This window comes from Rhizobium cauense (genome assembly GCF_019511525.1).
GTDB lineage: Bacteria > Pseudomonadota > Alphaproteobacteria > Rhizobiales > Rhizobiaceae > Rhizobium > Rhizobium cauense.
This window is the reverse complement of record NZ_JAEUAT010000001.1, coordinates 574,520-596,951: the sequence shown is the minus strand read 5'-3', so window position 1 is coordinate 596,951 and position 22,432 is coordinate 574,520. Positions and strand designations below refer to the sequence as shown.

Below are 22,432 nucleotides of genomic sequence, written 5' to 3'. Positions count from 1 at the left end.
GGTCAGCATCACTCCTCCCTTGCTCAAAGAATCCGAAGCGTCGGGATCGCTATCACGAAGCGCCCACCCCATGTACGGATGTAGTCGTTTGCCTTGACAATCTCGTCCGTCAAATTCCACGGCAGGATCACCAGATAGTCGGGCTTGGCGACCTCTATATGGCTCGGCGCATGAACGGGAATATGGCTGCCTGGCAGCAGCTTGCCTTGCTTGATATCGCTGCGATCAACCACGAACGCGATGTCGTCAGCATTGACGCCGCAGACGTTCAGGAACGTATTGCCCTTGGCCGCCGCGCCATAGGCTGCGACCGTCTTGCCTTCGGTCTTGGCGCGACGAAGAAAGGCCCTGAACTCCTCGCAGACGCCCTCGATCCGCGTTCCGAAACGTTCATAAGTCGCCATCTCCTTGAGGCCGAAGGCTTCCTCCTTCGCGCGAAGAGCGAGCAGCCTGTCGGTCTCCGCGCGGTTGCCTTCCGCTTTTTGCGCGAAGACGCGCAACGAACCGCCATGCGTCGGGATTTCCTCGACGTCGAAGACTTTCAGTCCGCAGGCGCCGAAAATGCGTTCGACCGCGAGAAGCGACATGTACGAGTAGTGCTCGTGATAGATGGTGTCGAACTGGATCCCGTCGATCATCGTCAGAAGATGCGGAAATTCGAAGGTCGAGACGCCATCGGGTTTCAACAGGATGGCGAAGCCGCTGACGAAGTCGGCGATATCGGGGACGTGTGCCAGAACATTGTTGGCGGCCGTCACATCAGCGCGCACGCCGCCCTCGACCAGCGCTTGGGCGGTCTGCTTGCCGAAGAAGGCTACCTTCGTCGGTACGCCGCGGCCCTCGGCAATCTTTGCGGCATTGGCAGCCGGCTCCACGCCGAGCACTGAAATGCCCTTGGCGGCGAAATACTGCAGGAGATAGCCGTCATTCGAGGCGACTTCGACCACCGTCGAATCCGCTGAGAGCCCGAAGCGCTCGGTCATCATCTCGGCATAACGCTTGGCATGCTCAAGCCAGCTCGTCGAGAACGAGGAGAGGTAAGCGTAGTCGGCGTTGAAAATTTCGTCGGCTGGGACGTTCTCGGTCGTCTGAACCAGAAAGCACTCCGCGCAAACCATGACCTTCAGTGGGAAGGAGCGCTCCTTCGAAATCGCGGCCGCGTCGGGCAGAAAAGCGTTGGACCAAGGTGTCGATCCAAGATCCGCGACAACGGTCGTCAGCGGCGCTGGGCAAAAACGGCATTGGTGAGGCATGTGGTTAGGCGCCTTTCGTGAAAGCATCAATCTGGCCAGTGACGAGCGAGAGCGCATCTTCGCCCCGGCGCCACTGATCGTACCAGCGCGCGGCCCAGTCTATGGCTTCCGCTTGGCTCAGCCTTGCCCGCCAGGAGAGAGAACGGCTAGCCTCAGCGGGATCAAGGCCCAGCGCGTGCATCTCGCGCGGCTTGTCTGCCGCTGACGTATCCTGCCAGGTTTGCCCGAGCCCCATGGCTGTTTGGACGGATGACGCCACGACACCAACGGGGATTTGCGCTTCATCAGGCGAAGGCCCGAAATTCAGCGATTCGACCGATACGGCCCCGGTATACAGCGCTTCGCAGAACAGGAAATAGCCGTTCAGGCAGTCGAGGACGTGTTGCCAGGGCCGCGTCGCCAGCGGGCTGCGAATATCAAGAATCTTGCCGGCGATGGCGGCGCGGACGATGTCGGGAACTAGGCGATCCTCCGAGAAGTCGCCGCCGCCGAGCACGTTTCCGCCACGCGCGGTGCCGACATGCACGCCTTTTGAGCGGAAGAAGGAGTCCCTGTAGGTCGCGGCTGCAATCTCGGCCGCAGCCTTCGAGCCGGAGTAGGGGTCGTGCCCACCAAGCCGATCGGTTTCGACGAAATGCCGTCCGCTCTCGTCGTTGCTGTAGACCTTGTCGGTCGTAACAACCAGGATGGCCTTGAGCGCCTCGAGCGAACGCGCCGCCTCCAGCAGGCGTACCGTACCCATGACATTGACGTCGAACGTGTCGACCGGCTCAAGATAACTGCGCCGAACCAGCGGCTGCGCCGCCATGTGCAGGATGATATCGGGATTGCAGTCGCTAATGGCACCCGCCAGCGCTGTTGCGTCGCGAATGTCCCCGATCGTCTCGGCAGCCAATCCGGTGCTGCCGGCAAGCCCATGCAGTGATGGCGTCGTTGCTGGTGAAAGCGCATAGCCGACCACCTCGGCGCCGAGCCGGGAAAGCCATAGCCGCGCCCACGTTCCCTTGAAGCCGGTGTGACCCGTGAGGAAGACACGCTTTCCCGACCAGAAGCGCTGATCCGGAAGCCTGCTCATGACCAGACTTTCCACGGCGCATGGCCGCTCTGCCACAGCTCTTCGAGCTGGTTCTTGTCGCGCAGCGTATCCATGGGCCGCCAGAACCCGTCATGCGGGAAGGCCATCAATTGGCCGTCGGTGGCGAGGCCTTCGAGCGGCGCCGCCTCGAACGGCGTTAGGTCTCCCTCGATACGATCGAGCACGGACCGGTTGAGCACGAAGAAGCCGCCATTGATGCGCCCGTTATCGCCCGCAGGCTTTTCGGTGAAGCTCGTGACTTTTCCATCGTCGGTCAGCAGGGCGCCATACCTTCCCGGCGGCACGACGCTCGTCACCGTCGCCTCGCGTCCGTGCCTTAGATGAAATTCCGTCAGAGCCTTGATGTCGACGTCAGCCACGCCATCGCCGTAGGTGAGGCAGAATGTGTCATCGAGATAGTTCGCGACACGCTTCAGACGCCCGCCGGTCATCGATCCCTCGCCTGTTTCGACAAGTGTCACGCGCCAGGGCTCGGCCTTGGTGGCGTGGTAGGTCGTCTCGCCGCGCTCCATGTCGAAGGTCACGTCTGCCGAATGCAGGATGTAGTTCGCGAAGTATTCCTTGATCATGTAGCCGCGGTAGCCAAGGCAGATCACGAAATCATTGAAGCCGTAGTGGCTATAGATCTTCATGATATGCCAGAGGATCGGACGACCTCCGATCTCGATCATCGGCTTTGGCCGCAGATGGCTCTCTTCGGAAATGCGGGTGCCATAGCCACCCGCGAGAATGACGATTTTCATTTAGGATTTCCTGGCCTGAGAACTTCGCCTTCGCGAGTTCTATCTGTGTCGCTTCAGAAAGCCGTCGGGGGCCACGGTGATCATAAGCTTCTGATCGATCGCCCGGTCGATCTCGAATTCAGGATGTGTTTCGAGATACTTCCACACAGCCGTTTTCGGATTGTCGCCCGGTCCCCAGGATCGGTCTGGATACGCGTCTTCAGGCATATCTTCGATTAGCGTGTCGAAGACGACGCAATAGCTGCCGACCGAGGTCAGGGGCGCATAGGCCTCGAGCTCAGCCAGCACGTGGTCATGGGTGTGGTTGCTGTCCAGGCACACAAGAACGCGCTTGAAGGGCTTGGCGATCCGATGGACCTCGTCGATGACGCTCTGGTCTATGCTCGACCCTTGAATCATCTGAATGCGCGACGCCATCGGATGCGCTTCGATTGCCGTCCGGTTGTGCGCGCGGATATCAATATCGATGCCGAGAACACGTCGGTTCGAAGCGCGTGGGTCAAAGCTGACGCCGGCTTCCATCGCATCGGTCATATCAAGAAGCGCAAGCATGGATGCGCTGAGGATCAGCGATCCGCCATGTGCGATCCCGGTTTCGATAATCAGGTCCGGACGCGTCTCCCAGATGATCTCCTGCATGGCGACCATGTCCTGGGGGTACTGGATGATCGGGCGACCCATCCAGAAGTAGTTATAGGAATATTTCGGCTCGACGGACTTGCGCAGGAAATCGGAAGCGCTTCGTTTGAACTCTTCGTTGCCTTGGATCGCGACAATGCGGTCGGCGACTTCGCTCTTGAAATCAGCCACGGTCGACCTCGACATAGTTGTAGGCGTTGTTGGACATTTTCTTGATCTCTTCAGAGTAATTGCGATTCATCACGTAGATATCGGAGCCTGGCGGCAGTCCGGGCAGCACCTCGTTCGGGGATTGAACTTTCAAGCCGGTCAAAGGCAGGAACTTGCCTTGCTTTGAAGGGTTGATGTCAATCACGGCGGTGACGGGACGGCCTTTTCGCTGCCTCAAAAGCGAAAATATCACGCCCTTCGAAGCACCACCCCAGACCACCGCTGTTTGGGTTTCGCCGGGGCTGATGCTTTCCAGCTTCTCGACGAAGTCCGCGGGCATTTTTACGCGGTCGTTCTGGTCGATCATCGGTTGGCGCAAGGTTGCCAGGTCCGCGACGACGTAGAGATACTGGCCGCCGAAGATTCGTCCGCTTGCGACGACGGTCCCGAACATTCGGTGGAAGTCCGAAAGTCTGAAATAGTTGACGTGTTCGTAGAAGACGTCAAACCATGCCCGCTGCTCGCAGATCCAATCGAAGCAGGGAACCTCGATGTAAATGTATCCGCGCCCGCCGTTGGCTTCCTTCAGTTGGCCGAGGAACGCGATCGGGTCCGGAATGTGTTCCAGGACATGCCGGAGGACGAGGCCGTCGCTCTCAATACCGCTGCCGGGCTGGAAATACTCCTGGCGAATTCGGCTGTTGACGCCTTCATACGCAGGATCGAAGCCGGTTATCTCGACCCCGCGCTCTTCCAGCATCTCAAGGAAAAGCCCCTTGCCGCAGCCGACCTCAACGAGGTTCTTCTCGCCCATGTTCGCGGTAATGATCGACGCGACTTCCTCCAGATGGCGACGAAACATTGGGCTCAGGCCCTGCTCGTTCTGGTAAGATGTGTCATAGACCATCAGGTCGGGTTGGAACGCCGCGTTGCGGACGAGACCCGTGCGCACATCTTCCACCAGGCAGATGTCACCTTTCGGCGAGCCGAGGGCATCCTCCAAGGTGTCGTACATTCTGTTCTGAAAGATCGGCAGACCCCGCTGCTCGTAAAGCACGCGGACATCCGTTGGTGCTGCATTCAAGGCTATGGCACTCCCAAGACGACGGGCGGATCGACAAGATTGTCGGGCCGCGCCCCAAAATTCAAAAGATCCCGCCGACCATACTGATCGGCGATTCGTTCTGCGAGTTCCCGCACTGTCACAGGCACGCCGGAGCACACGTTGATAGCGCCCGTGGCTTTTCCGAAGATGACGTCGCATATGCGTGCGGCAGCATCATGGACATCCATGAAGTCGCGGACCTGCTTTCCTTCGGTGAGGTCTGCCCGCCGACCCGCCTTGAGCGATTTTTTTAGATACGGCACGAAGCGACGCTCATCTTCGCCGTCACCATAGAGATAGAACAGGCGACACCACGCGAACTCGACGCCTTGCGCCGGCAGCCACTGCGAGAGCGCCATGAACGCCGCCGCCTTCGCCGCCGCATAGGGCGTGAGCGGCTTCAATGGTGTGTCAACCGAAAGCTTGCCGAAGCTGACGTCGTATTCAAAGCACGTACCAATGCCGACAAATCGGCGTACTCTTGCATTGGCTGCGGCCCTCGCCATCGTCAGCGTGCCGGAAAGGCAATCCAGATTTTCCGGTGCCGTGAGATATTTTCCAGGCTCCGCGTACCATGCGAGGTGGATGATCGTATCGATCTCGGCAAAGGCATCGCGCCACCAGTTTTCGCTCTCGGAAAAAGGAGAGGCGCTTTCTACGATCTCGATCGCTTTGATGTCCCGCACCCTTTCGACCGCTTTCGGCCGAAGGACCACACGCAGATCGGTCCCTTGCGCTGCAAGCGCGCGCAAGACGTGTCGGCCAACGAATCCCGAGGCCCCGGTGATAAGTACTTTGCCCAAATCAGTGCTCTCCAACAGTGGTTGCTAATGAGCCCTTTTTGGGTGTGAGGTCAAGTTTGCGCGGGTTGAAACAAGGCGATAAAGCATTCTGTCGGGTATCCTCAAACGTTCTGGTCGAGTTCCATGTCCCGTTTCAATCGCATCCCCACTGCCCTAAGCAATCTCCTCGTCGTCGAACGTCAGCGGCTTGGCGATGAGCGCGGCTTTTTCTCGCGCTTCTTCTGTAGCGAGGAGCTTTCGGATTTCGGCATTGGCCGTATCGCGCAGATCAATCACACGATGACCCAGGCGAAAGGGGCCATACGCGGAATGCATTTCCAGAGCGCCCCGCATGACGAGGCAAAGTTCGTGTCTTGCCTCTCTGGGGCCGTGTTCGATGTGGCTGTCGATTTAAGGCCGGGTTCACCGACTTATCTCCAATGGCATGGTGAGGTTCTCTCCGCCGAGAACGCGCGGTCGATGATGATCCCGCCGGGTTTCGCCCATGGTTTTCAGACGCTGATGGAAAACTGCGAGCTGATTTATCTGCACGACAAGCCCTACGCGCCGGGGAGCGAGGACGGGGTCAACGCGCTCGATCCCGCGATCGCGATTGCCTGGCCGCTGCCCGTCGAGCAGATGTCCGAGCGGGATCGCAACCTCCCTATGCTCTAGGGGTGCAGCGTCGCGACAGCCGGGTTTGACGCCGGACCGACTCCCGCTAGATTGAGCATGACGGAAAAGGAGGACGTGATGAGCGAAGTCAATCTGCCTTGGGAGGGCGGCTGCCGATGCGGCCGCGTGCGATTGAAGATCAGCGCCAAGCCGCTTTTGACCATGGCATGCCATTGCACGGGCTGCCAGAAGATGTCGTCGAGTGCTTATTCGCTGAGTGCCGCGATCCCGGCGGAAGGCTTCGAAATCACCGAGGGGGAGCCGGTTATTGGCGGGCTTCACGGCGCTGACGCGCACCACTATTTTTGCGGACACTGCATGACCTGGATGTTCACGCGATCGGAAGGGATGGACTGGTTCGTCAATCTTCGTCCGACGATGCTGGACGATCCGCGCTGGTTCAAGCCGTTTATCGAAACCTGGACGCGCGAAAAGCTGCCCTTCGCCGAAACCGGCGCTATCAGGAGCTATGAGGCGCTGCCGGAGATGGACGCCTATGAGGGATTGGTGAAGGAATACATGGCCTGCAGCTGAGGTATGTCGCAGCCCGGCCATGCGTTGCGCGCCGGCCGGGCTGGAAATGTTCTACTCGTCGCCCATCTTGAGCGCGGCGATGAAGGCTTCCTGCGGAATCTCCACCTTGCCGAACTGGCGCATGCGCTTCTTGCCTTCCTTCTGCTTTTCCAGAAGTTTGCGCTTGCGGGTGGCGTCGCCGCCGTAGCACTTCGCCGTCACGTCCTTGCGGAGCGCCGAGATCGTCTCGCGGGCAATGACATTGCCGCCGATCGCGGCCTGGATCGGGATCTTGAACATGTGTTTCGGGATCAGATCCTTCAGCCGCTCGCACATGTCGCGGCCGCGCTTTTCGGCAGAGGCGCGGTGGACCAGCATCGACAGCGCATCGACCGGCTCGCCGTTGACGAGGATAGACAGCTTGACGAGGTTGCCTTCGCGGTAGCCTTCGAGGTGATAGTCGAAGGAGGCATAGCCCTTCGAAATCGACTTCAGCCGGTCATAGAAATCGAAGACGACTTCGTTGAGCGGCAACTCATAGGTCACCATGGCGCGGGTGCCGACATAGGTGAGTTCGGTCTGGATGCCGCGGCGATCCTGGCAGAGCTTGAGAATGCCGCCGAGATAGTCGTCAGGCGTCATGATTGTCGCCTTGATCCAGGGCTCGCGGATCTCGTCGATCTTGACGACGTCAGGCATGTCTGCCGGGTTATGCAGTTCGCGCTCGCTGCCGTCGGTCATCGTCAGCTGGTAGACGACCGAAGGCGCGGTGGCGATCAGGTCGAGGTCGAACTCACGCTCCAGGCGTTCCTGGATGATTTCGAGATGCAGCAGGCCGAGGAAGCCGCAGCGGAAACCGAAGCCGAGAGCGGCCGATGATTCCATCTCGAAGGAGAAGGAGGCGTCGTTGAGGCGAAGCTTGCCCATCGCCGCGCGCAGATCTTCGAAATCAGCGGCATCGACGGGGAAGAGGCCGCAGAAGACCACAGGCTGTGCCGGCTTGAAGCCGGGCAGGGCTTCGGCGGTCGGGCGCTTGTCCTCGGTGATCGTATCGCCGACGCGGGTATCGGCCACTTCCTTGATGGATGCCGTGATGAAGCCGATCTCGCCGGGGCCAAGGCTGTCGACATTGACCATCTTCGGCGTCAGTACGCCGACGCGTTCCACCTGGTACTTGGCGCCCGTGCCCATCATGCGGATCGTCTGACCCTTGGTGAGAACGCCGTCGATGATGCGGACGAGGACCATGACGCCGAGATAGGTGTCGTACCAGCTGTCGACGAGCAGCGCCTTCAGCGGCGCCTTCTCGCCACCCGGGCTCTTCGGCGCGGGCAGCTTCTCAACGATCGCTTCGAGAACGTCGGGGATACCGAGGCCAGTCTTGGCCGAAATCAGCACGGCCTCGGACGCATCGATGCCGATGACTTCCTCGATCTGTTCCTTGATGCGGTCCGGCTCGGCGGCCGGCAGGTCGATCTTGTTGAGAACGGTAACCAGCTCGTGATTGTTGTCGATCGCTTGATAAACGTTGGCAAGCGTCTGGGCTTCGACACCCTGAGAGGCATCAACGACGAGCAACGAACCCTCGCAGGCCGACAGAGAGCGGGAGACTTCGTAGGCGAAGTCGACGTGGCCGGGCGTGTCGATGAGGTTCAGGATGTAGGTTTCGCCATTCTTGGCCTTGTAGTGCAGGCGCACCGTCTGGGCCTTGATGGTGATGCCGCGCTCTCGCTCGATATCCATGTTGTCAAGCACCTGCTCGGACATCTCGCGCTCGGCGAGGCCCCCGGTCGATTGGATCAGGCGGTCGGCAAGCGTCGATTTTCCGTGGTCGATGTGTGCCACGATCGAGAAGTTGCGGATATGGGAAAGCGGTGTGGTCGAATTGGTGCTCATGCGCGCCATATAGCAGCGCCGCCCCTTGCCGCAAAGCGGAAAAGCAGGACTTCGTTTACGATAAAGGGCTGTTTAGCGGCACGACAGAAGGCGCTTGATTCCATCATCAGACTATGCATTTCTATTATAGTAGAATATTGGGATCAAATGATGGAACAGGAACTGGAAACTGCGATCGGCCTTCGCATCCGCAAGCTCCGGATGCAGAAGAATCTGACGTTGGATGACCTCGCCGACGCCTCGGGTGTCAGCCGTGCCATGATCTCGCGTATCGAACGCGGAGAGGCTAGCCCGACAGCCTCGCTGCTCGCCAGGGTATGCGCAGCTCTCGGACTTTCGCTCTCGGCTTTCTTTGCGGAGGAACGGGAGGTTTCGCCGCTGTCGCGCCGGCAAGATCAGCAGGTCTGGCGGGATCCGGAGACGGGTTATGTCAGACGTTCTGTGTCGCCCCCGGGAATCGGCTCGGATGTCGATATCGTCGATGTCGAGTTCCCGCCAGGTGCCCGCGTGAACTTTCCGCCGCATGCCGCCAGCAGCGGCATGACCCAGCACATATGGCTGTTCGATGGCGAGATGGAAATGACAGCGGGCGAAACGGTCTACCGTCTCCTCCCTGGGGATTGCCTCTTCATGCCGGTGGGCGAGGGCCACATTTTTTACAATCCCGGTCACATCCCGGCTCGCTACTGCGTCGTTCTCGATCGGCGCGGGCGCTAATTCATTTCAGGAGAATAGTGATGACAATAACAATACGCCTGCTGGATGCGGCGGAAGCGCGTGCGGCAATACCAGACCTTTGCGATGTACTCGCTGATTGCGTCAATGGCGGCGCTTCGGTCGGCTTCATGCAGCCCTACACCAATGCCGATGCCGAGCCTTATTGGCAGGGCGTTGCGGATGCCGTTGCCTCAGGCGCGACGCTGCTCTTGGTGGCCGAATCGGAAGGCAGGGCCGTAGGCACCGTGCAGGTAGGTGCGGCGCAGATGCCGAACCAGCCGCATCGCGGCGATCTAAAGAAGTTGCTGGTGCATCGCTCCGAGCGCGGCAAGGGACTTGCGCGCCTGCTGATGGATGCGGCCGAGCGCGAGGCGGCTGCATGCGGCAAGACGATCCTGGTACTCGACACGGCAACAGGCAGCGACGCCGAAGCAATCTATCCGCGGCTTGGTTGGGAGCGGGTCGGGGTGATCCCCGACTATGCGCTGTGGCCGGAAGGCGGACTCTGCGCGACGACGCTTTTCTACAAGCGTGTCGCTTAAGATGGCTCAAGCCGGTTTACGCTGCGGGTCGTCGAGCGCCGGATTGTAGAACAGCGATAGCGTCAGGCTCCTGGCGATTCGCTCCGCCGTTGCCATGAACCAGGCCTTCGCCTCGGGGTTCGGAGCAATATCGGTGAGCGTTTCGGAAAACAGTGCCAGCCATTGCGGGAAGAGATCAGGCGTCATATTCGCGACGCCAGTGTGCGCCTGCACCGGCTTGCCGCCATAGGCGCCGCTGCGGAAGGCGACCGATGACCAGAAGCTCTTCATCTTCTGCATGTGCTCGGGCCAGCGACCGGCAAGCTTGGCATCAAAGACCGGTCCAAGCGTCGGATGCTGGAGTATGCGGCCATAGAACGTCTCGACCAAGTGATCGATGAACGCCTCGTCGATCCCCATCGCCTTCATTTCGGCTTCTGCGCGCTCGCGAATGGCGGCCACATGCGCGGCACGGCCCTGTATTTCGGTATCCATCATCAACTCCGGCACGTCGCAACCGACGACCCCGCTCATATAGACGCTTGACGTCCTAAGATGAAGGCACTGCGACGCAAGGCAGCATTGCGCGTCAATATGCGCTTCTGTTTTCGCGGCCGTGCAGTACGCCGATCAGTGCTTTCCCATCGGTGAAATAGGGATCGCCGCCACCGTTGCGGCCGGTCTTCGTGGCGCCAATGCCCGCAATCTCGTAGGTCGACGATACTTGCCCAGCCGTCTGAAGATCTCCGATAACAAGATTCCGCTCGGCATCGACATCAGGTGCGATGTGATGGGTGATCTGGCCGGTGTCGTGGCTGAAACCAACTCCGCGATCAAAGCTCGCCGAGCCGAGCCACACTGGGCGCCCGTCCTCACCGGTTCTCCCGGTTTTCCAGAAACGAACATGGTGGCGCTCGTCGGCGCTCTTCCCCACGGCCTTTTCGAACGCCAGATCCTGTTGGCGGCCCTCAAACAGCAACGGGCTGACCGGAGCGTCGAGGTCCGGCCGATCGAGCACGACGCTCAAGCCGATTTCGGCCGAAGTCCGCAACGTGATCTTGTCAGCCGGATCCCATCCAGCCGATGCGAATGCCCGGAGCACGTCCTCCCTCGAGCCGACAAGTCCGACATTGATGGGGTCGCCTGGAATGTCTTGTTTGGTGGTCGTCACCATTGGACCAAAATCCGCGATGCGGCTGGCGTCGCGATGGATCCATATTTCAGGAATGAAGAAATAGGCGACGACCAGATAGGCAACCAACAGGATCGCCACGCCGCTGACCACAATCCGCGTTCTCGTCAAGCGTCTCATCGAAGTCCCCCCAGTCTCGACGTATCATACGATCGTCCGGCGATGGCGCCAACATGCACGCTCTCTGCCCCGAAACCCTTGCCATCCGCACTCGTAACGCTTAGCTCTCGGACACCACGAATCCGGATATCGAATGCCGCACAAGGTCTCCCTGTCCCGCCTCAAGCTGACCGACTTTCGCAACTACGCGTCTGTCTCGCTGTCGCTCGACCGTCGGCATGTCGTGCTGACCGGGGACAACGGCGCCGGCAAGACCAACCTGATGGAAGCGGTCTCCCTCCTGTCACCCGGTCGCGGTCTGCGTCGCGCCACTTACGGCGACATCACCCGTGTTGGCGCGACTGCCGGCTTCTCGATCTTCTCGGAGCTCGATGGGATGGACGGGGAGGTGGAGATCGGCACCGGCGTAGATACCACCGACGACAGCGCCTCGCGCCGCCTGCGGATCAACGGTACGCCGGCAAAATCTGCCGATGAACTGACCGACCATCTGCGCCTCCTGTGGCTGACACCCTCGATGGACGGTCTCTTCACCGGTGGCTCGTCCGAGCGCCGTCGCTTCCTTGATCGGCTCGTACTCTCGCTCGATCCGGCCCACGGCCGCCGTGCCAGCGATTTCGAACGCGCGATGCGCAGCCGAAACAAGCTGCTCGACGAACGTCGCTTCGATCCCGCCTGGCTTTCCGGCCTCGAACAGCAGATGGCGAGCCTCGGTATTGCGATGGCGATGGCGCGCCAGGAGATGCTGGGCCTGCTCGCCCGTTTGATTGATGAGACGCACGAAACCTCGCCCTTTCCTGCCGCGGCGCTGGAGCTTGCGGGGTTCATGGATGGTCAGTTCTCGCGCCCTGCCGTCGATCTCGAGGATGAGTATGCCGCCATGCTTGCGGAGAGCCGTTACCGCGACGCCGCGGCCGGTCGCACGCTCGACGGTCCCCACCGCGCCGATCTGCTTGTCCGCCACCGGCAAAAACAGATGGAGGCAGCGCGTTGTTCCACGGGTGAACAGAAAGCCCTGCTCGTCGGACTGATCCTCGCTCACGCCCGGCTGGTCGCCAATCTCACCGGCCATGCGCCCGTCCTTTTGCTCGACGAGATCGCCGCGCATCTCGATGAAGGCAGGCGTGCCGCGCTCTTCGACCTCATTGACGCGCTCGGCGGTCAGGCCTTCATGACGGGCACTGACCGTGCCATGTTCTCGGCGCTTGGTGAGCGGGCGCAATTCTTCACCGTTGCCGACGGAAAGATTTTCGAATGACCGATGCCGCTTCCCCCTCAACCAAAGGCCGTGCTAGCATCTCACCCATGGAACCCCTCAGCCCGGAAGAAATCGCGCGATATCAGCGTCATATCCTGCTTCCCGAGATCGGCGGCGCAGGCCAGCAGAAGCTGAAAGCTGCCCGCGTGCTTGTTATCGGTGCCGGCGGGCTGGGAGCGCCGGTTCTGCAATATCTGGCGGCCGCCGGAGTCGGTACGCTCGGCATTGCGGATGACGATCGGGTCTCGCTCTCCAACCTGCAGCGCCAGGTAATCCATGATTCCGGCACGATCGGCGAGCTGAAGACGGAAAGTGCTGCCTTCGCGATCGCGCGTCTGAACCCGCATGTCAACGTGATCCGCCTCGAGGAGCGCTTCTCACCTGACACGGCCCGTCGCCATCTGTCCGGCTTTGACGTGCTGATCGACGGCTCGGACAACTTCGATACGCGCTATACCGCAGCTGACGCCGCCGAGAGGGCTCAAATCCCCTTGGTGACAGGCGCGGTTGGCCGCTTCGACGGATCTGTCACGGTGCTGAAACCCTATGAAACGGCCGAGGACGGGACGCCAAACCCCACATATCGCGATCTCTTCCCCGAGAAGCCGCCGGCAGGACTGATCCCGGCCTGTGCCGAGACCGGAATTATCGGCGCGTTGACCGGCGTGATCGGCACGCTGATGGCGATGGAAGCGATCAAGCTTGTCACCGGTACGGGCGAACCGTTGATTGGCCGGCTATTGCTCTATGATGCGCTAGCCGCCCGCTTTGACACGATCCGCTACAAGCGCCGCCGCGCAAGGCAGAGCCAGGCATCATGAACATCGTTCGCATCGACGAAGAGTTTCAGCGCTGGGACGAGTTGCTGGCGCTGATCCTGTCGTCGTTCGCCTATATGAACGACCGGATCGATCCGCCATCCTCGGCCCTGAAACTGACACCGGTGACGCTGGCGAATAAGGCGCGGTCCGAAATCGCCTATGCGGCGATCGAAGGCGAAACCTTGTCTGGCTGTGTCTTCCTGCGACCGGAAGAGGGCTGTCTTTACATCGGTAAGCTGGCAATTGCGCCTGACGCGCAAGGCAGGGGCATCGGTCGCCGGCTTTTGGCGGTCGCGGAGCAGACGGCACGAGACCGCGGGCTGCCGTCGCTGCGGCTCGAAACGCGGATTGAACTCGTCGAGAATCATGACGTCTTCGCGCGCTGGGGCTTCGAGAAAACCGCTGAAAATGCCCATCCCGGCTTCACCAGAACGACATCGATCGAAATGCGAAAGCAGGTCTCGGCTTAGCGGCCGGGTAGAACCCGATTTGGCGGTCGATGGCCATCGATGAAAGTGCGGATGTTGATGATCACCTTATCGCCCATGTCGATGCGGCCCTCGATCGTCGCCGAGCTCATGTGCGGCAGCAGCACGACCTTGCCTTCGTTGGCCAGCTTGATCAGTTTCGGATTGACCGCCGGCTCGTTCTCGAAGACGTCGAGGCCCGCGCCTGCCAGCTTGCCCTCTCGCAGACTCTTGATCAGCGCTGCTTCGTCGATCACGTCGCCGCGCGCGGTATTGACCAGGTAGGCGGTCGGCTGCAGCAGGGCCAGGCGGCGGGCGGAAAGCAGATGGAACGTCGCCGGCGTCGAGGGGCAGTTGACCGAAACGATATCGACGCGGGCAAGCATCTGGTCGAGACTTTCCCAATAGGTCGCCTCCAACTCATCTTCGGTGGCCGGGTTCACGCGCTTGCGGTTGTGATAGTGGATCGACAGGCCGAAGGCCTTGGCGCGGCGGGCAACGGCCGTGCCGATCCGCCCCATCCCGACGATACCAATACGCTTGCCGTGAATGCGCCGCCCGAGCATCCAGGTCGGCGACCAGCCGGCCCACTCGCCGGGATGGTCGGTCAACACTCGCGCACCTTCGCCCAAACGGCGCGGCACCGCTAGAATGAGCGCCATCGTCATGTCGGCCGTGTCCTCGGTCAGCACGTTGGGCGTGTTGGTAACCGTGATGCCCTTGCGAGCCGCCGCTTCGACATCGATGTGATCGGTGCCGTTCGAGAAGCTGGCGATCAGCTTCAGTTGCGACCCCGCCTCCTCGATGACAGTGGCGTCGATCCTGTCGGTGACCGTCGGGACCAGCACGTCGGCGCTTCTGACTGCGGCAATCAGCTCGGTCTTGGAGCGTGGCGCGTCATCGATATTGAGTTCCGCGTCAAAGAGCTCGCGCATGCGCGTTTCAACCGCATCGGGCAGCTTCCGCGTGATGTAGACCTTCGGTTTTTTCTTCGTCGTCATGTGCGCCGGCGCTAACTTGTAAAGAGGTCCTTAACCAAGACGCGGGATAATTTTCGCGTTCCGGGCAATTTCTACCAGACCCGCACGCGAAGACAAACAAAACTCGCTGAGCGTGCGCAGGAATGTCGAATTCCCGGAATCAGGCAGCAGTCCTGCCCTCCTCTGAGCAAACGGAAATCCCATGCATAGCAAAGTCCTGAAATCCTGCCTCGCCCTTGCGATCGGTTTCGTGCTTTCGGCGGGAACGGCTGAAATGGCCTCCGCACAGGCGGCAAAGGGACCGAGCGGCCTGCCGCTGCCGCGCTTCGTCACGCTCAAGTCCAAGCGCGTCAACCTGCGCATTGGCCCCGGCACGGATTATGCGGCTTCCTGGATGTACCTGAAAGCCGGCCTACCGGTCGAAATCATTCAGGAATACGACAACTGGCGCCAGATCCGCGATGCCGACGGCACCGAGGGCTGGGTCAACCAATCGTTGCTGTCGGGCTCACGGGCGGCGATTGCCGCTCCGTGGATGAAAGGCAAGGGCAAGTCTGTCTACGTCAACATGCGTCGCGACGCCTTGCCGTCCGCGTCCGTTGTCGCCAAGCTCGAACCCGGCGTCATGATGACCATCGGCGAATGCAACGGTGACTGGTGCTTCGCCAAGATCGACGGCGCCGAGGGTTGGGTGGCGCAGTCGGAGATCTGGGGCGCTTATCCGGGCGAAGCCTTTAAATAAGGCTCGCCTGCTTGCCGGCTTCGGCGAGCGACTTCATCGGCCGCGGGCCGATCTGCTGGATCACGATGCCGGCGGCAAGGCAGCCGAGCTTGCCGCAATCTTCGAGCGTCCGGCCCTGGGTGTAACCGTAGAGGAAGCCGGCGGCGAAAAGGTCGCCCGCTCCGGTCGTGTCCACCAGTTCCTTGATCTTGATCGCATCGACATAGAAGCGTTCGTCGCCCTTGAGGATGACGGCGCCGTCCTCGCTCATCGTCACGGCCGCGATCTTGCAGTCCTTGGCGATGCTGTTCAGTGCTTCTTCAAAGTCCTCGGTCTCATAGAGCGCCAGCGCTTCCTGGCGATTGGCGAAGACGATGTCGACAGTGCCCGAGCGCATCAGATCGAGGAATTCGCCGCGATAGCGGTCGACGCAGAAGCTGTCGGAGAGTGTCATCGACATTTCGCGGCCGTTCTCGTGGGCGATGCGGGCGCATTCACGGATGGCTTCCTTGGCGCGCGGCGGATCCCAGAGGTAGCCTTCGAAATAGGTGACCTTGGACTGGGCGACCACCTCGGCCTCGACGTCCTCGGGGCCGAGCTCGACGCAGGCGCCGAGATAGGTGTTCATCGAACGCTCGCCGTCATCGGTAACGAAGATCATCGAGCGTGCGGTCGGCGGAAACGTGCCCTTGGGCTTCGTCTGATAGTGAACGCCCTGCGCGCGGATGTCGTGGGCGAAGATCTCGCCGAGCTGGTCTTCCGCGACCTTGCCGAAATAGGCGGCCTTGCCGCCGAAGCTTGCGACACCTGCCGCCGTGTTACCGGCGCTGCCGCCGGAGGCTTCCACCGCCGGTCCCATGCGGGCATAGAGAAGTTCGGCGCGCTCTGCATCGATGAGGTTCATCGCCGCCTTGGTGATCGCGTTGTCAATGAGGAACTGGTCGTCGCAACGCGCGATGATATCGACGATAGCGTTGCCGACAGTCAGAACATCGAATTTGGTCATGAAAGGGAGGGTCCCGGGTTAGGTGATAGCCGGTGTCCGGTCTTAGCGGATTTTCGCCACATGGGAAGCAGAAATGGCGTTCGTAGCCATATCTCTCTGCAAAAATGCGCTGCTGCGCGTCAAATGACAGACCCTTCCGGCTACGGCGTTCGCCAAGCCGGGTTTCAAGCAACCGCCGCATAGATGAGATCGGGAGCGACCAGCCACTCGTTCTTTCGCAATGCGGACACATCGAGCCTGCCACGCTGGTCGCGGCGAACAACGCCGACGAAGCGATAGCGGCTGCCTCTGATATCGATCACGCGCGCAGGGATCGGCTTGCCATCGATATGGCCAATGACCGGGCCTTCGGAACGCGAGCCGTTAAGAAAAAAATATTCGTGGGGGAGGCTTCTGCTCACCATCTTAATGCCTTTCATCAGCCGAGAGAGCGGTCAGCACGATCCGATCGCACCTCTGCCTCTCATGTTCGGGGCTGGCCTTCTCCAGAGGAACGTCGCTTTTTGATGGCAACTTCGGAAATGGACGCCGTGTTTTCTTGATCTCCACGACAAATGGCTTGGTCTGCGGACGCATGTGAGGTTCCTGGTTGGTTGGTGAGATTCAGGTGAAAATGCAGTCGACCTGACCGAGTGGTCCGAAATCGGCGGCCATATGCTGGCCGGGAAGGACCTGAAGAATGGTCGTGCAGGACCCGGTCGCGACGAAGTCGTTCGGCTCGAGCTGCTTTCCACGAGCAGATAGTTCCTTGGCGAGCCAAGCCACGGCTTCGAGCGGGTGTCCAAGTATGGAAGCCGCCGAACCGGCGAACACGGTTTTACCGAACAGGAACACGTTCACGTCGACGCCGGCCAGGCGATCAAGATCGATCTCGTCCGCGTAAGGCCCGCAAAGCGTCGCGACGTGCAGGCCGAAATCGGCGATGGCGGCATTGTCGCCGCCGAAGCCCTGATTGGTGCGTCGGCCAACTATGCCGATGGCAGGGTGGCAGCCCAAGATGGCGCTCGCCACGGCTGCCCGGTCGATCGTTTCACCGGTTTCAGGAAAAGGTCGCAGCATCCTGAACACGAATTCGCACTGGGCGCCGATTGCGCCCGGCGGCAATCGGAATTGCTTGATTCCCATGGTCAGCGCGGAGGCGGGAATTTCCGAGAAGACGGGCTTCGTCAAGCAGAGGGTGCGTCGTGAAGCTTCACTGCTTCCGACAAGTGCGTAGCCCTTGCGTTCGAAGCCGAGTGCGTCTTCAGCAATGGTCTGGATCCCGTATGCCTCGTCCTCCGAAGTTATGAGATCGAGCGGAAGATCGCACAGACGTTCTCGTCTCCGGGATCTGGCCAGGATCTCGGCCGTCTTATCCTTGAGTTCGAAGTACATCGCTGTTCTCCTGCCTTCGCTCGATGGCGCATGTCGCGCCTCGGCTCTAAGGATGGGAAAACGGCCATAGGTATTCCATTCGGATGCGGCGCTGCCGAAATCAAAATCTCATATGCAAGAATTGTACGTGTGCCTTGTGGCGGCCTAGTGCTCGATCTGCTGCTCGGCCACAGCACTTGCTATGATCTGATCGGAACCTTTTGCGTAGAGTGGCAGCGTCAACGTTATCGCCTCGCTGCGCCCGTTGATGCTTGCGGTATATCGCTTGTAAACGCGATCCTGCCCTTGCTCTTCACCCGCCGAGATAGCGTCCGCCCTCTCGACCAGTTCCTTCTCGAACACCGCCGTATCGACCTCGCCCAATGCCACGGTGCAACCTTCGAGGATTTTGCCGCCGATTTCCGCCCGCGAGACGACCAGGGCCTGGAAGCTTTCGCTTTCACCACCGCTGACGATCCAGCCTTGAAGCGCGTCCGGGTTTTCCATCGGCGTGAACGTCAACGCCAGATCCTGTGCCATCGACGGCCATTGATCGACCTTGGCACGCTCGGAGGTGCGCTCGAAGTCCGGACCGGAGGAAACGCATCGGTCGAAGAAGAAAGCGAGCTTGGATTTCGCGTCATCGGCAAATGACGGTTCCGGCACGGCAAGCATAAGGAAGCAGACAGCCAGGCTACGCTTCATGTTGTCTCCGACGCAGTAAAGTCAGTGCGGCCTTGCGACCGCACTGACAAATTCAAACCTGCCGAATGTTGTCGGCTGACGTTCTGCCGGTTCGACGGTCCTGCGCGACCTCGAACGTGATGTTCATGCCTTCCTTCACCGCGTCGATACCCGCCCTTTGAGCGGCCGTGATATGCAGAAAGACATCAGTGCCTCCGTCATCCGGCGTGATGAATCCGAAGCCCTTGTCCTGGTTGAACCACTTGACTTTACCTGTTGGCAAGACTTACCCCCATGTTGGTCTTCCCAGCCCATATGGGACATCGCACGTTTTGGCTGGCCGACACAAGAGCGGTTAACGACGGGATTTCGCAACGAGGCGGCAACGAGGGACGGTGCGCCGCGCGCCGTCAATAGCCCTCATTCCTGTGCCGCTTGCCGGCCGCAGACTTCGTCCCAGATTATGGCTAGCGATCATCGTGGGATGTTTTACCAATACAGGGGGCGATATGGCAGACAAGGAACGAGATGCTTTCCCGCGCCGGGATTTTTTGGTTTCCTCTATGACGGCTGTCGGTGCGGTCGCTCTCGCGGCTGGCTCCGCTCCCGTTGCGGCGCAAGAGGCCAGGTCGGCGGCTTCAAATGCGTCTTCATCTTCAGGAACGATCTATTCTGGGGACCTTATCCAAGGGAAGAAGGTCATCAGTTCTCTCGATATTGCGGACCTCGAGCCTGGTACGCATGCTTTCTATTTCCAGGGTGTGCAAATGCCGTCCGGCCAGTGCTGGTATGTCTCCGTGCTTGTTGCGAAGGGCGCTCGGCCAGGCAAGCGCATCGGACTCATCAGTGGCGTCCATGGCGACGAAATGAGCCCGATGCACACGATCCAGACCGTTATGCGGCAGCTCGATCCGGCTGAGATGTCCGGTGCCGTGTTGGCCGTACTCGATGTCTCGCGCCCCGCCGTCGAGGGCATGGCACGCCGGTGGCCGAGTTCAGGGCGCGGAATAGACCTGATTGATATCAACCGCACTTTCCCAGGAAACGAGAATGGCCCCGAGGCGGCCGCGCGGCACGCCGCGCTCGTGTTCAACCGGCTGTTGAGGCCAAATATCGACTATGCCATTGACTTTCACACGGCTGCGACGGGCATGGACATGACCGCCTTTCATCTGGCGCGAATGGATTTGCCTGAAATCAAGGAGATGGCCGAGCTTTATCCGATCAGCCAGATTTTCGATAACCCCGCCTATCCGGGTCTGCTGGCAAGCGCGTTGATCGATGTGAACATACCCGCTTTCACGCCCGAAATCGGTGCGCCGCGTATCCTTGACCACGACATGATCCCACTCTTCGTGGAAGGCACGCTGAACGTGCTGAAGCATCACGGTGTGATAGCCGGCCCCTTGGGACGCACCGGAAAGGACACCGATATCTTCGTCGGGAACCGAGCGCATCCAGTCATGGCGACCGAGGGCGGCTTTGTCGAGTTGCTCGTCAAGCTGAAGGACAAGGTAGCGGTCGGTCAGAAAGTTGCCATCCAGCGGAATACGTTTGGCGAAGTCGTTGCCGAATATACGAGCGCAGTTGCCGGCGAGGTCGCAGCAAGACGGACGGACGCTACGGCTGAGCCCGGTACGATGCTTGTCTTTGTCCTCTATAATGATCCCGTCAAGGACGGCCCGTTGGTATATCCCGAGTGAGATGGCTGCACCTGGGGTTTGAAAACGTCGCTTCGCAAAAATACCAACCTGACGTCATCCCCGTGTCATTTTCCGCCCGTATAAACAACTTCAACGGGATTGGCATGAGCAGCCTCTGGGCAGCAGCCAATGCAGAAGGGATGAAACCCTTCGACGATACCGGACGCGACGCTGACCACGGATGAACTGGCAGCATTGCGAACCGGCTATCCGGCAAGACCGGATGCGGAAAAGCGGGCACGGCCCGCTTTTTTTGTTTTAGTATCCTCTGCGTTTGTCATCCCGCCCGATTTGCTGCTACGCATAGCCATCTCTCGCAAGGCAGCCGCATTGAATGTCAGCCATCATCTTCGACGTCCTTCCCATCTTCATCATGATCCTGATCGGCTGGCTGACGGTGAAGCTACGGTTGATGAAGGCGGAGATCGGCGATGCCTTGAGTGAATTCGTCTTCAAGATCGCGGTGCCTTTGCTGCTATTCCGTACGATCGCTGAGGCCGACTTTCATGGCGCTTCGCCGTTCCGCCTGTGGATTGCCTATTTCTCCGGTGTGGCCGTGACCTGGGTCGCGGCCCACATTGCGGCGACACGGATTTTCAAACGCGATGATCGCATCGGCGTCGTCGCCGGCGTTTCGTCAGCCTTCGCCAACACGATCTTCATCGGCTTGCCGCTCGTACAGCGGACGGTTGGCGACAAGGGGCTTGTGCCGCTCTCGATCCTGATCGCCGTCCATCTGCCGGTCATGATGATTATCGGGACGATCATGATGGAGCGCGCCGAACACAAGATTGCCGGCAAGCAGGAGCGTAGTATCGCCAAGGTGGTCCGTCAGATCGCTCATAACCTCTTGCGAAACCCGCTGGTCATTGGCTTGGCCGGAGGTGCAGCCATGCATCTTCTCGGTCTTTCGATGCCTGCGCCGGTGGAATCCCTTGTCGATCAGATTGCCGGCGTTGCCGGACCTGTCGCGCTGATCTCGCTCGGCATGGCACTGGAAAAGTACGGCATCTCGGGCAATGCGGGCATTGCGAGCGTCACCTCGGCCTTCAAGCTGCTGCTGCTGCCGGCATGCGTCTGGACGGCAAGTCATCTGCTGGGGCTTGCCAGCGACTGGACCGCGGCCCTGGTGCTGATCTCGGCCGTTCCGACGGGCGTCAACGCCTGGCTGATCGCCAATCGCTTCGGTGTCGGCCACAGCGTGGCCGCATCGACGATTACGCTGACGACTGCGCTTGGTGCAATCTCCGTATCGTTCTGGGCCTTTCTGCTCGGCGCCTAGCGCAAAGAAAAGCCCGGCTCAGACCGGGCTTCAATTGTTCTCGGAAACCGAGTGGATGCTTACTGGGTGGCGCTATCCGGTGCGTTCGGATCGGGAAGCGGAACCGGAGAGTCCGCCAGCGTGTGAAGGTAGAGGATGACGTTGGCGCGATCCGTATCCTTCGGAAGACCCGCAAAGCCCATTGCGGTTCCGGCAACGTACTTCTTAGGCGCAGCCAGGAAGTGATTCAGATGGTCGAAGGTCCATTTTTCGCTGCCGCCCTTGGAGAAATCCTTCATAGCCGACGAATAGGCGAAGCCCTCGTGCGCGGCGATTGGACGATCGACGAGACCATAGAGGCCCGGGCCGACTTTGTTCGGCCCCCCCTTGGTCGCGTCATGACAGGCCTGACACTTCTTGAAGACAGTCTCACCGGCCTTGGCGTCTGCCTTTGCCAGCAACTGCGCGATCGGAACGGCTGCAGCCGGTGCTGCCTCACCGCCGCCGGTCGATGCTTCTTCGGCTACGATCGCAAAACCTTCCTTCTCAGGCTTCTCCGAGTGAAAAATCCCCTCCGACGCGATGGACACGGACATCAGAACGAAAACCGTCCCAAGCAGCGCCCCCACCGCCGTATTCACGTATGAATTCATCTGCAATGCTCCCCTTGCAGCCGGCAGACATAGAGCCGGACCATCTTGAAATCGCGCGGAACCTATGTCTTTTGGCTGTTCGTTGCAACTGTGTAAATGGTCTGCTGCGTGAGACTTTTTGAC

At 60.2% G+C, this 22,432-nt stretch carries 26 protein-coding genes; 10 read left to right on the top strand and 16 right to left on the bottom strand.

Annotated features, from left to right (window positions below; genetic code table 11):
• Window positions 1–23 precede the first annotated feature (23 nt).
• From JNB88_RS02995 to JNB88_RS02970, 6 genes are read right to left on the bottom strand one after another with little or no spacing between them, the layout of a single operon-like run.
• Window positions 24–1,253, bottom strand: coding sequence for a class I SAM-dependent methyltransferase (locus JNB88_RS02995; protein ID WP_220354226.1), 1,230 nt, complete (start codon window positions 1,251–1,253; stop codon window positions 24–26).
• Between the two features lie 4 nt (window positions 1,254–1,257).
• Window positions 1,258–2,328 carry a CDP-glucose 4,6-dehydratase gene (gene rfbG / locus JNB88_RS02990; RefSeq protein ID WP_220354225.1) on the bottom strand — a complete coding sequence of 357 codons (1,071 nt, stop codon included), beginning with the start codon at window positions 2,326–2,328 and terminating at the stop codon, window positions 1,258–1,260.
• Window positions 2,325–3,092, bottom strand: a complete 768-nt coding sequence (rfbF, locus tag JNB88_RS02985; protein WP_220354224.1) for a glucose-1-phosphate cytidylyltransferase — start codon at window positions 3,090–3,092, stop codon at window positions 2,325–2,327. Before rfbF ends, rfbG begins: the two co-directional genes overlap by 4 nt.
• 39 nt (window positions 3,093–3,131) lie before the next feature.
• Window positions 3,132–3,917 carry a cephalosporin hydroxylase family protein gene (locus JNB88_RS02980; RefSeq protein WP_210281033.1) on the bottom strand — a complete coding sequence of 262 codons (786 nt, stop codon included), beginning with the start codon at window positions 3,915–3,917 and terminating at the stop codon, window positions 3,132–3,134.
• Window positions 3,895–4,965: a class I SAM-dependent methyltransferase gene (locus JNB88_RS02975; protein ID WP_223217066.1), complete on the bottom strand. Its 1,071-nt coding sequence runs from the start codon at window positions 4,963–4,965 to the stop codon at window positions 3,895–3,897. Before JNB88_RS02975 ends, JNB88_RS02980 begins: the two co-directional genes overlap by 23 nt.
• Window positions 4,966–4,967: 2 nt before the next feature.
• Complete coding sequence (locus JNB88_RS02970; protein WP_220354223.1) at window positions 4,968–5,789, bottom strand: NAD-dependent epimerase/dehydratase family protein; 822 nt, start codon at window positions 5,787–5,789, stop codon at window positions 4,968–4,970.
• Window positions 5,790–5,912: 123 nt separating this feature from the next.
• Here JNB88_RS02970 and rfbC point away from each other — a divergent pair, with 123 nt between their 5' ends.
• Entirely contained in the window at window positions 5,913–6,443 is a 531-nt protein-coding gene (rfbC, locus tag JNB88_RS02965) for a dTDP-4-dehydrorhamnose 3,5-epimerase (RefSeq protein WP_220354222.1), read from the top strand.
• 78 nt (window positions 6,444–6,521) lie between these two features.
• Entirely contained in the window at window positions 6,522–6,977 is a 456-nt protein-coding gene (locus JNB88_RS02960) for a GFA family protein (RefSeq protein WP_037131212.1), read from the top strand.
• A gap of 51 nt (window positions 6,978–7,028) precedes the next feature.
• Here the strand turns inward: JNB88_RS02960 and lepA are convergent, their stop codons facing one another.
• On the bottom strand, window positions 7,029–8,861 hold the full coding sequence (lepA, locus tag JNB88_RS02955) for a translation elongation factor 4 (RefSeq protein WP_037131208.1): 1,833 nt from the start codon (window positions 8,859–8,861) through the stop codon (window positions 7,029–7,031).
• Window positions 8,862–9,002: 141 nt separating this feature from the next.
• Between lepA and JNB88_RS02950 the strand changes: the two genes are divergently transcribed.
• Window positions 9,003–9,569 carry a helix-turn-helix domain-containing protein gene (locus JNB88_RS02950; RefSeq protein WP_220354221.1) on the top strand — a complete coding sequence of 189 codons (567 nt, stop codon included), beginning with the start codon at window positions 9,003–9,005 and terminating at the stop codon, window positions 9,567–9,569.
• A 20-nt stretch (window positions 9,570–9,589) separates the two neighbouring features.
• A complete protein-coding gene (locus tag JNB88_RS02945; protein ID WP_220354220.1) occupies window positions 9,590–10,111 on the top strand; it encodes a GNAT family N-acetyltransferase in 522 nt (173 codons plus the stop codon).
• A 6-nt stretch (window positions 10,112–10,117) separates the two neighbouring features.
• Here JNB88_RS02945 and JNB88_RS02940 read toward each other — a convergent pair whose 3' ends face one another.
• Both JNB88_RS02940 and JNB88_RS02935 read right to left on the bottom strand, forming a co-directional pair.
• Window positions 10,118–10,585, bottom strand: a complete 468-nt coding sequence (locus JNB88_RS02940; protein ID WP_037131201.1) for a group III truncated hemoglobin — start codon at window positions 10,583–10,585, stop codon at window positions 10,118–10,120.
• A gap of 94 nt (window positions 10,586–10,679) precedes the next feature.
• Window positions 10,680–11,402, bottom strand: coding sequence for an LssY C-terminal domain-containing protein (locus JNB88_RS02935; RefSeq protein ID WP_220354219.1), 723 nt, complete (start codon window positions 11,400–11,402; stop codon window positions 10,680–10,682).
• Between the two features lie 133 nt (window positions 11,403–11,535).
• Between JNB88_RS02935 and recF the strand changes: the two genes are divergently transcribed.
• From recF to JNB88_RS02920, 3 genes are read left to right on the top strand one after another with little or no spacing between them, the layout of a single operon-like run.
• Window positions 11,536–12,660: a DNA replication/repair protein RecF gene (gene recF, locus JNB88_RS02930; protein WP_220354218.1), complete on the top strand. Its 1,125-nt coding sequence runs from the start codon at window positions 11,536–11,538 to the stop codon at window positions 12,658–12,660.
• Window positions 12,657–13,481 carry a molybdopterin-synthase adenylyltransferase MoeB gene (locus JNB88_RS02925; protein WP_220354217.1) on the top strand — a complete coding sequence of 275 codons (825 nt, stop codon included), beginning with the start codon at window positions 12,657–12,659 and terminating at the stop codon, window positions 13,479–13,481. Before recF ends, JNB88_RS02925 begins: the two co-directional genes overlap by 4 nt.
• Window positions 13,478–13,951, top strand: coding sequence for a GNAT family N-acetyltransferase (locus JNB88_RS02920; protein WP_220354216.1), 474 nt, complete (start codon window positions 13,478–13,480; stop codon window positions 13,949–13,951). Before JNB88_RS02925 ends, JNB88_RS02920 begins: the two co-directional genes overlap by 4 nt.
• Here the strand turns inward: JNB88_RS02920 and JNB88_RS02915 are convergent.
• Window positions 13,948–14,949: a 2-hydroxyacid dehydrogenase gene (locus JNB88_RS02915; RefSeq protein WP_220354215.1), complete on the bottom strand. Its 1,002-nt coding sequence runs from the start codon at window positions 14,947–14,949 to the stop codon at window positions 13,948–13,950. The genes JNB88_RS02920 and JNB88_RS02915 overlap by 4 nt on opposite strands.
• Window positions 14,950–15,130: 181 nt before the next feature.
• Here JNB88_RS02915 and JNB88_RS02910 point away from each other — a divergent pair, with 181 nt between their 5' ends.
• Entirely contained in the window at window positions 15,131–15,670 is a 540-nt protein-coding gene (locus JNB88_RS02910; RefSeq protein ID WP_037131186.1) for an SH3 domain-containing protein, read from the top strand.
• Here JNB88_RS02910 and JNB88_RS02905 read toward each other — a convergent pair.
• From JNB88_RS02905 to JNB88_RS02885, 5 genes are all read right to left on the bottom strand, one after another.
• On the bottom strand, window positions 15,663–16,655 hold the full coding sequence (locus JNB88_RS02905; protein WP_037131184.1) for an adenosine kinase: 993 nt from the start codon (window positions 16,653–16,655) through the stop codon (window positions 15,663–15,665). The genes JNB88_RS02910 and JNB88_RS02905 overlap by 8 nt on opposite strands.
• 164 nt (window positions 16,656–16,819) lie before the next feature.
• On the bottom strand, window positions 16,820–17,059 hold the full coding sequence (locus tag JNB88_RS02900) for a hypothetical protein (protein WP_037131182.1): 240 nt from the start codon (window positions 17,057–17,059) through the stop codon (window positions 16,820–16,822).
• A gap of 199 nt (window positions 17,060–17,258) precedes the next feature.
• On the bottom strand, window positions 17,259–18,029 hold the full coding sequence (locus JNB88_RS02895; RefSeq protein ID WP_220354214.1) for a 2-keto-4-pentenoate hydratase: 771 nt from the start codon (window positions 18,027–18,029) through the stop codon (window positions 17,259–17,261).
• Window positions 18,030–18,173: 144 nt separating this feature from the next.
• The gene (locus JNB88_RS02890; protein ID WP_220354213.1) at window positions 18,174–18,713 is read right to left on the bottom strand and encodes a hypothetical protein; all 540 of its coding nucleotides are present in this window, start codon (window positions 18,711–18,713) and stop codon (window positions 18,174–18,176) included.
• Between the two features lie 52 nt (window positions 18,714–18,765).
• Complete coding sequence (locus JNB88_RS02885; RefSeq protein WP_220354212.1) at window positions 18,766–18,975, bottom strand: cold-shock protein; 210 nt, start codon at window positions 18,973–18,975, stop codon at window positions 18,766–18,768.
• A gap of 226 nt (window positions 18,976–19,201) precedes the next feature.
• Here JNB88_RS02885 and JNB88_RS02880 point away from each other — a divergent pair, with 226 nt between their 5' ends.
• Window positions 19,202–20,395, top strand: a complete 1,194-nt coding sequence (locus JNB88_RS02880; protein ID WP_220354211.1) for a M14 family metallopeptidase — start codon at window positions 19,202–19,204, stop codon at window positions 20,393–20,395.
• A 334-nt stretch (window positions 20,396–20,729) separates the two neighbouring features.
• Window positions 20,730–21,677 (top strand): AEC family transporter, encoded by a 948-nt coding sequence (locus JNB88_RS02875; RefSeq protein ID WP_037131170.1) that lies wholly within the window; start codon window positions 20,730–20,732, stop codon window positions 21,675–21,677.
• Between the two features lie 59 nt (window positions 21,678–21,736).
• On the opposite strand, the gene JNB88_RS02870 is transcribed toward JNB88_RS02875, so the two are convergent.
• Entirely contained in the window at window positions 21,737–22,309 is a 573-nt protein-coding gene (locus tag JNB88_RS02870) for a c-type cytochrome (protein ID WP_037131167.1), read from the bottom strand.
• Window positions 22,310–22,432 lie beyond the last annotated feature (123 nt).

Bases quoted from the DNA above. Each gene is read 5' to 3' on its own strand.
- JNB88_RS02995 (WP_220354226.1), bottom strand. From the start codon at position 1,253: ATGCCTCACCAATGCCGTTTTTGCCCAGCGCCGCTGACGACCGTTGTC.
- rfbG (WP_220354225.1), bottom strand. From the start codon at position 2,328: ATGAGCAGGCTTCCGGATCAGCGCTTCTGGTCGGGAAAGCGTGTCTTC.
- rfbF (WP_220354224.1), bottom strand. From the start codon at position 3,092: ATGAAAATCGTCATTCTCGCGGGTGGCTATGGCACCCGCATTTCCGAA.
- JNB88_RS02980 (WP_210281033.1), bottom strand. From the start codon at position 3,917: ATGTCGAGGTCGACCGTGGCTGATTTCAAGAGCGAAGTCGCCGACCGC.
- rfbC (WP_220354222.1), top strand. From the start codon at position 5,913: ATGTCCCGTTTCAATCGCATCCCCACTGCCCTAAGCAATCTCCTCGTC.
- JNB88_RS02960 (WP_037131212.1), top strand. From the start codon at position 6,522: ATGAGCGAAGTCAATCTGCCTTGGGAGGGCGGCTGCCGATGCGGCCGC.
- lepA (WP_037131208.1), bottom strand. From the start codon at position 8,861: ATGGCGCGCATGAGCACCAATTCGACCACACCGCTTTCCCATATCCGC.
- JNB88_RS02950 (WP_220354221.1), top strand. From the start codon at position 9,003: ATGGAACAGGAACTGGAAACTGCGATCGGCCTTCGCATCCGCAAGCTC.
- JNB88_RS02945 (WP_220354220.1), top strand. From the start codon at position 9,590: ATGACAATAACAATACGCCTGCTGGATGCGGCGGAAGCGCGTGCGGCA.
- JNB88_RS02940 (WP_037131201.1), bottom strand. From the start codon at position 10,585: ATGGATACCGAAATACAGGGCCGTGCCGCGCATGTGGCCGCCATTCGC.
- JNB88_RS02935 (WP_220354219.1), bottom strand. From the start codon at position 11,402: ATGAGACGCTTGACGAGAACGCGGATTGTGGTCAGCGGCGTGGCGATC.
- recF (WP_220354218.1), top strand. From the start codon at position 11,536: ATGCCGCACAAGGTCTCCCTGTCCCGCCTCAAGCTGACCGACTTTCGC.
- JNB88_RS02925 (WP_220354217.1), top strand. From the start codon at position 12,657: ATGACCGATGCCGCTTCCCCCTCAACCAAAGGCCGTGCTAGCATCTCA.
- JNB88_RS02920 (WP_220354216.1), top strand. From the start codon at position 13,478: ATGAACATCGTTCGCATCGACGAAGAGTTTCAGCGCTGGGACGAGTTG.
- JNB88_RS02915 (WP_220354215.1), bottom strand. From the start codon at position 14,949: ATGACGACGAAGAAAAAACCGAAGGTCTACATCACGCGGAAGCTGCCC.
- JNB88_RS02910 (WP_037131186.1), top strand. From the start codon at position 15,131: ATGCATAGCAAAGTCCTGAAATCCTGCCTCGCCCTTGCGATCGGTTTC.
- JNB88_RS02905 (WP_037131184.1), bottom strand. From the start codon at position 16,655: ATGACCAAATTCGATGTTCTGACTGTCGGCAACGCTATCGTCGATATC.
- JNB88_RS02900 (WP_037131182.1), bottom strand. From the start codon at position 17,059: ATGGTGAGCAGAAGCCTCCCCCACGAATATTTTTTTCTTAACGGCTCG.
- JNB88_RS02895 (WP_220354214.1), bottom strand. From the start codon at position 18,029: ATGTACTTCGAACTCAAGGATAAGACGGCCGAGATCCTGGCCAGATCC.
- JNB88_RS02890 (WP_220354213.1), bottom strand. From the start codon at position 18,713: ATGAAGCGTAGCCTGGCTGTCTGCTTCCTTATGCTTGCCGTGCCGGAA.
- JNB88_RS02880 (WP_220354211.1), top strand. From the start codon at position 19,202: ATGGCAGACAAGGAACGAGATGCTTTCCCGCGCCGGGATTTTTTGGTT.
- JNB88_RS02875 (WP_037131170.1), top strand. From the start codon at position 20,730: ATGTCAGCCATCATCTTCGACGTCCTTCCCATCTTCATCATGATCCTG.
- JNB88_RS02870 (WP_037131167.1), bottom strand. From the start codon at position 22,309: ATGAATTCATACGTGAATACGGCGGTGGGGGCGCTGCTTGGGACGGTT.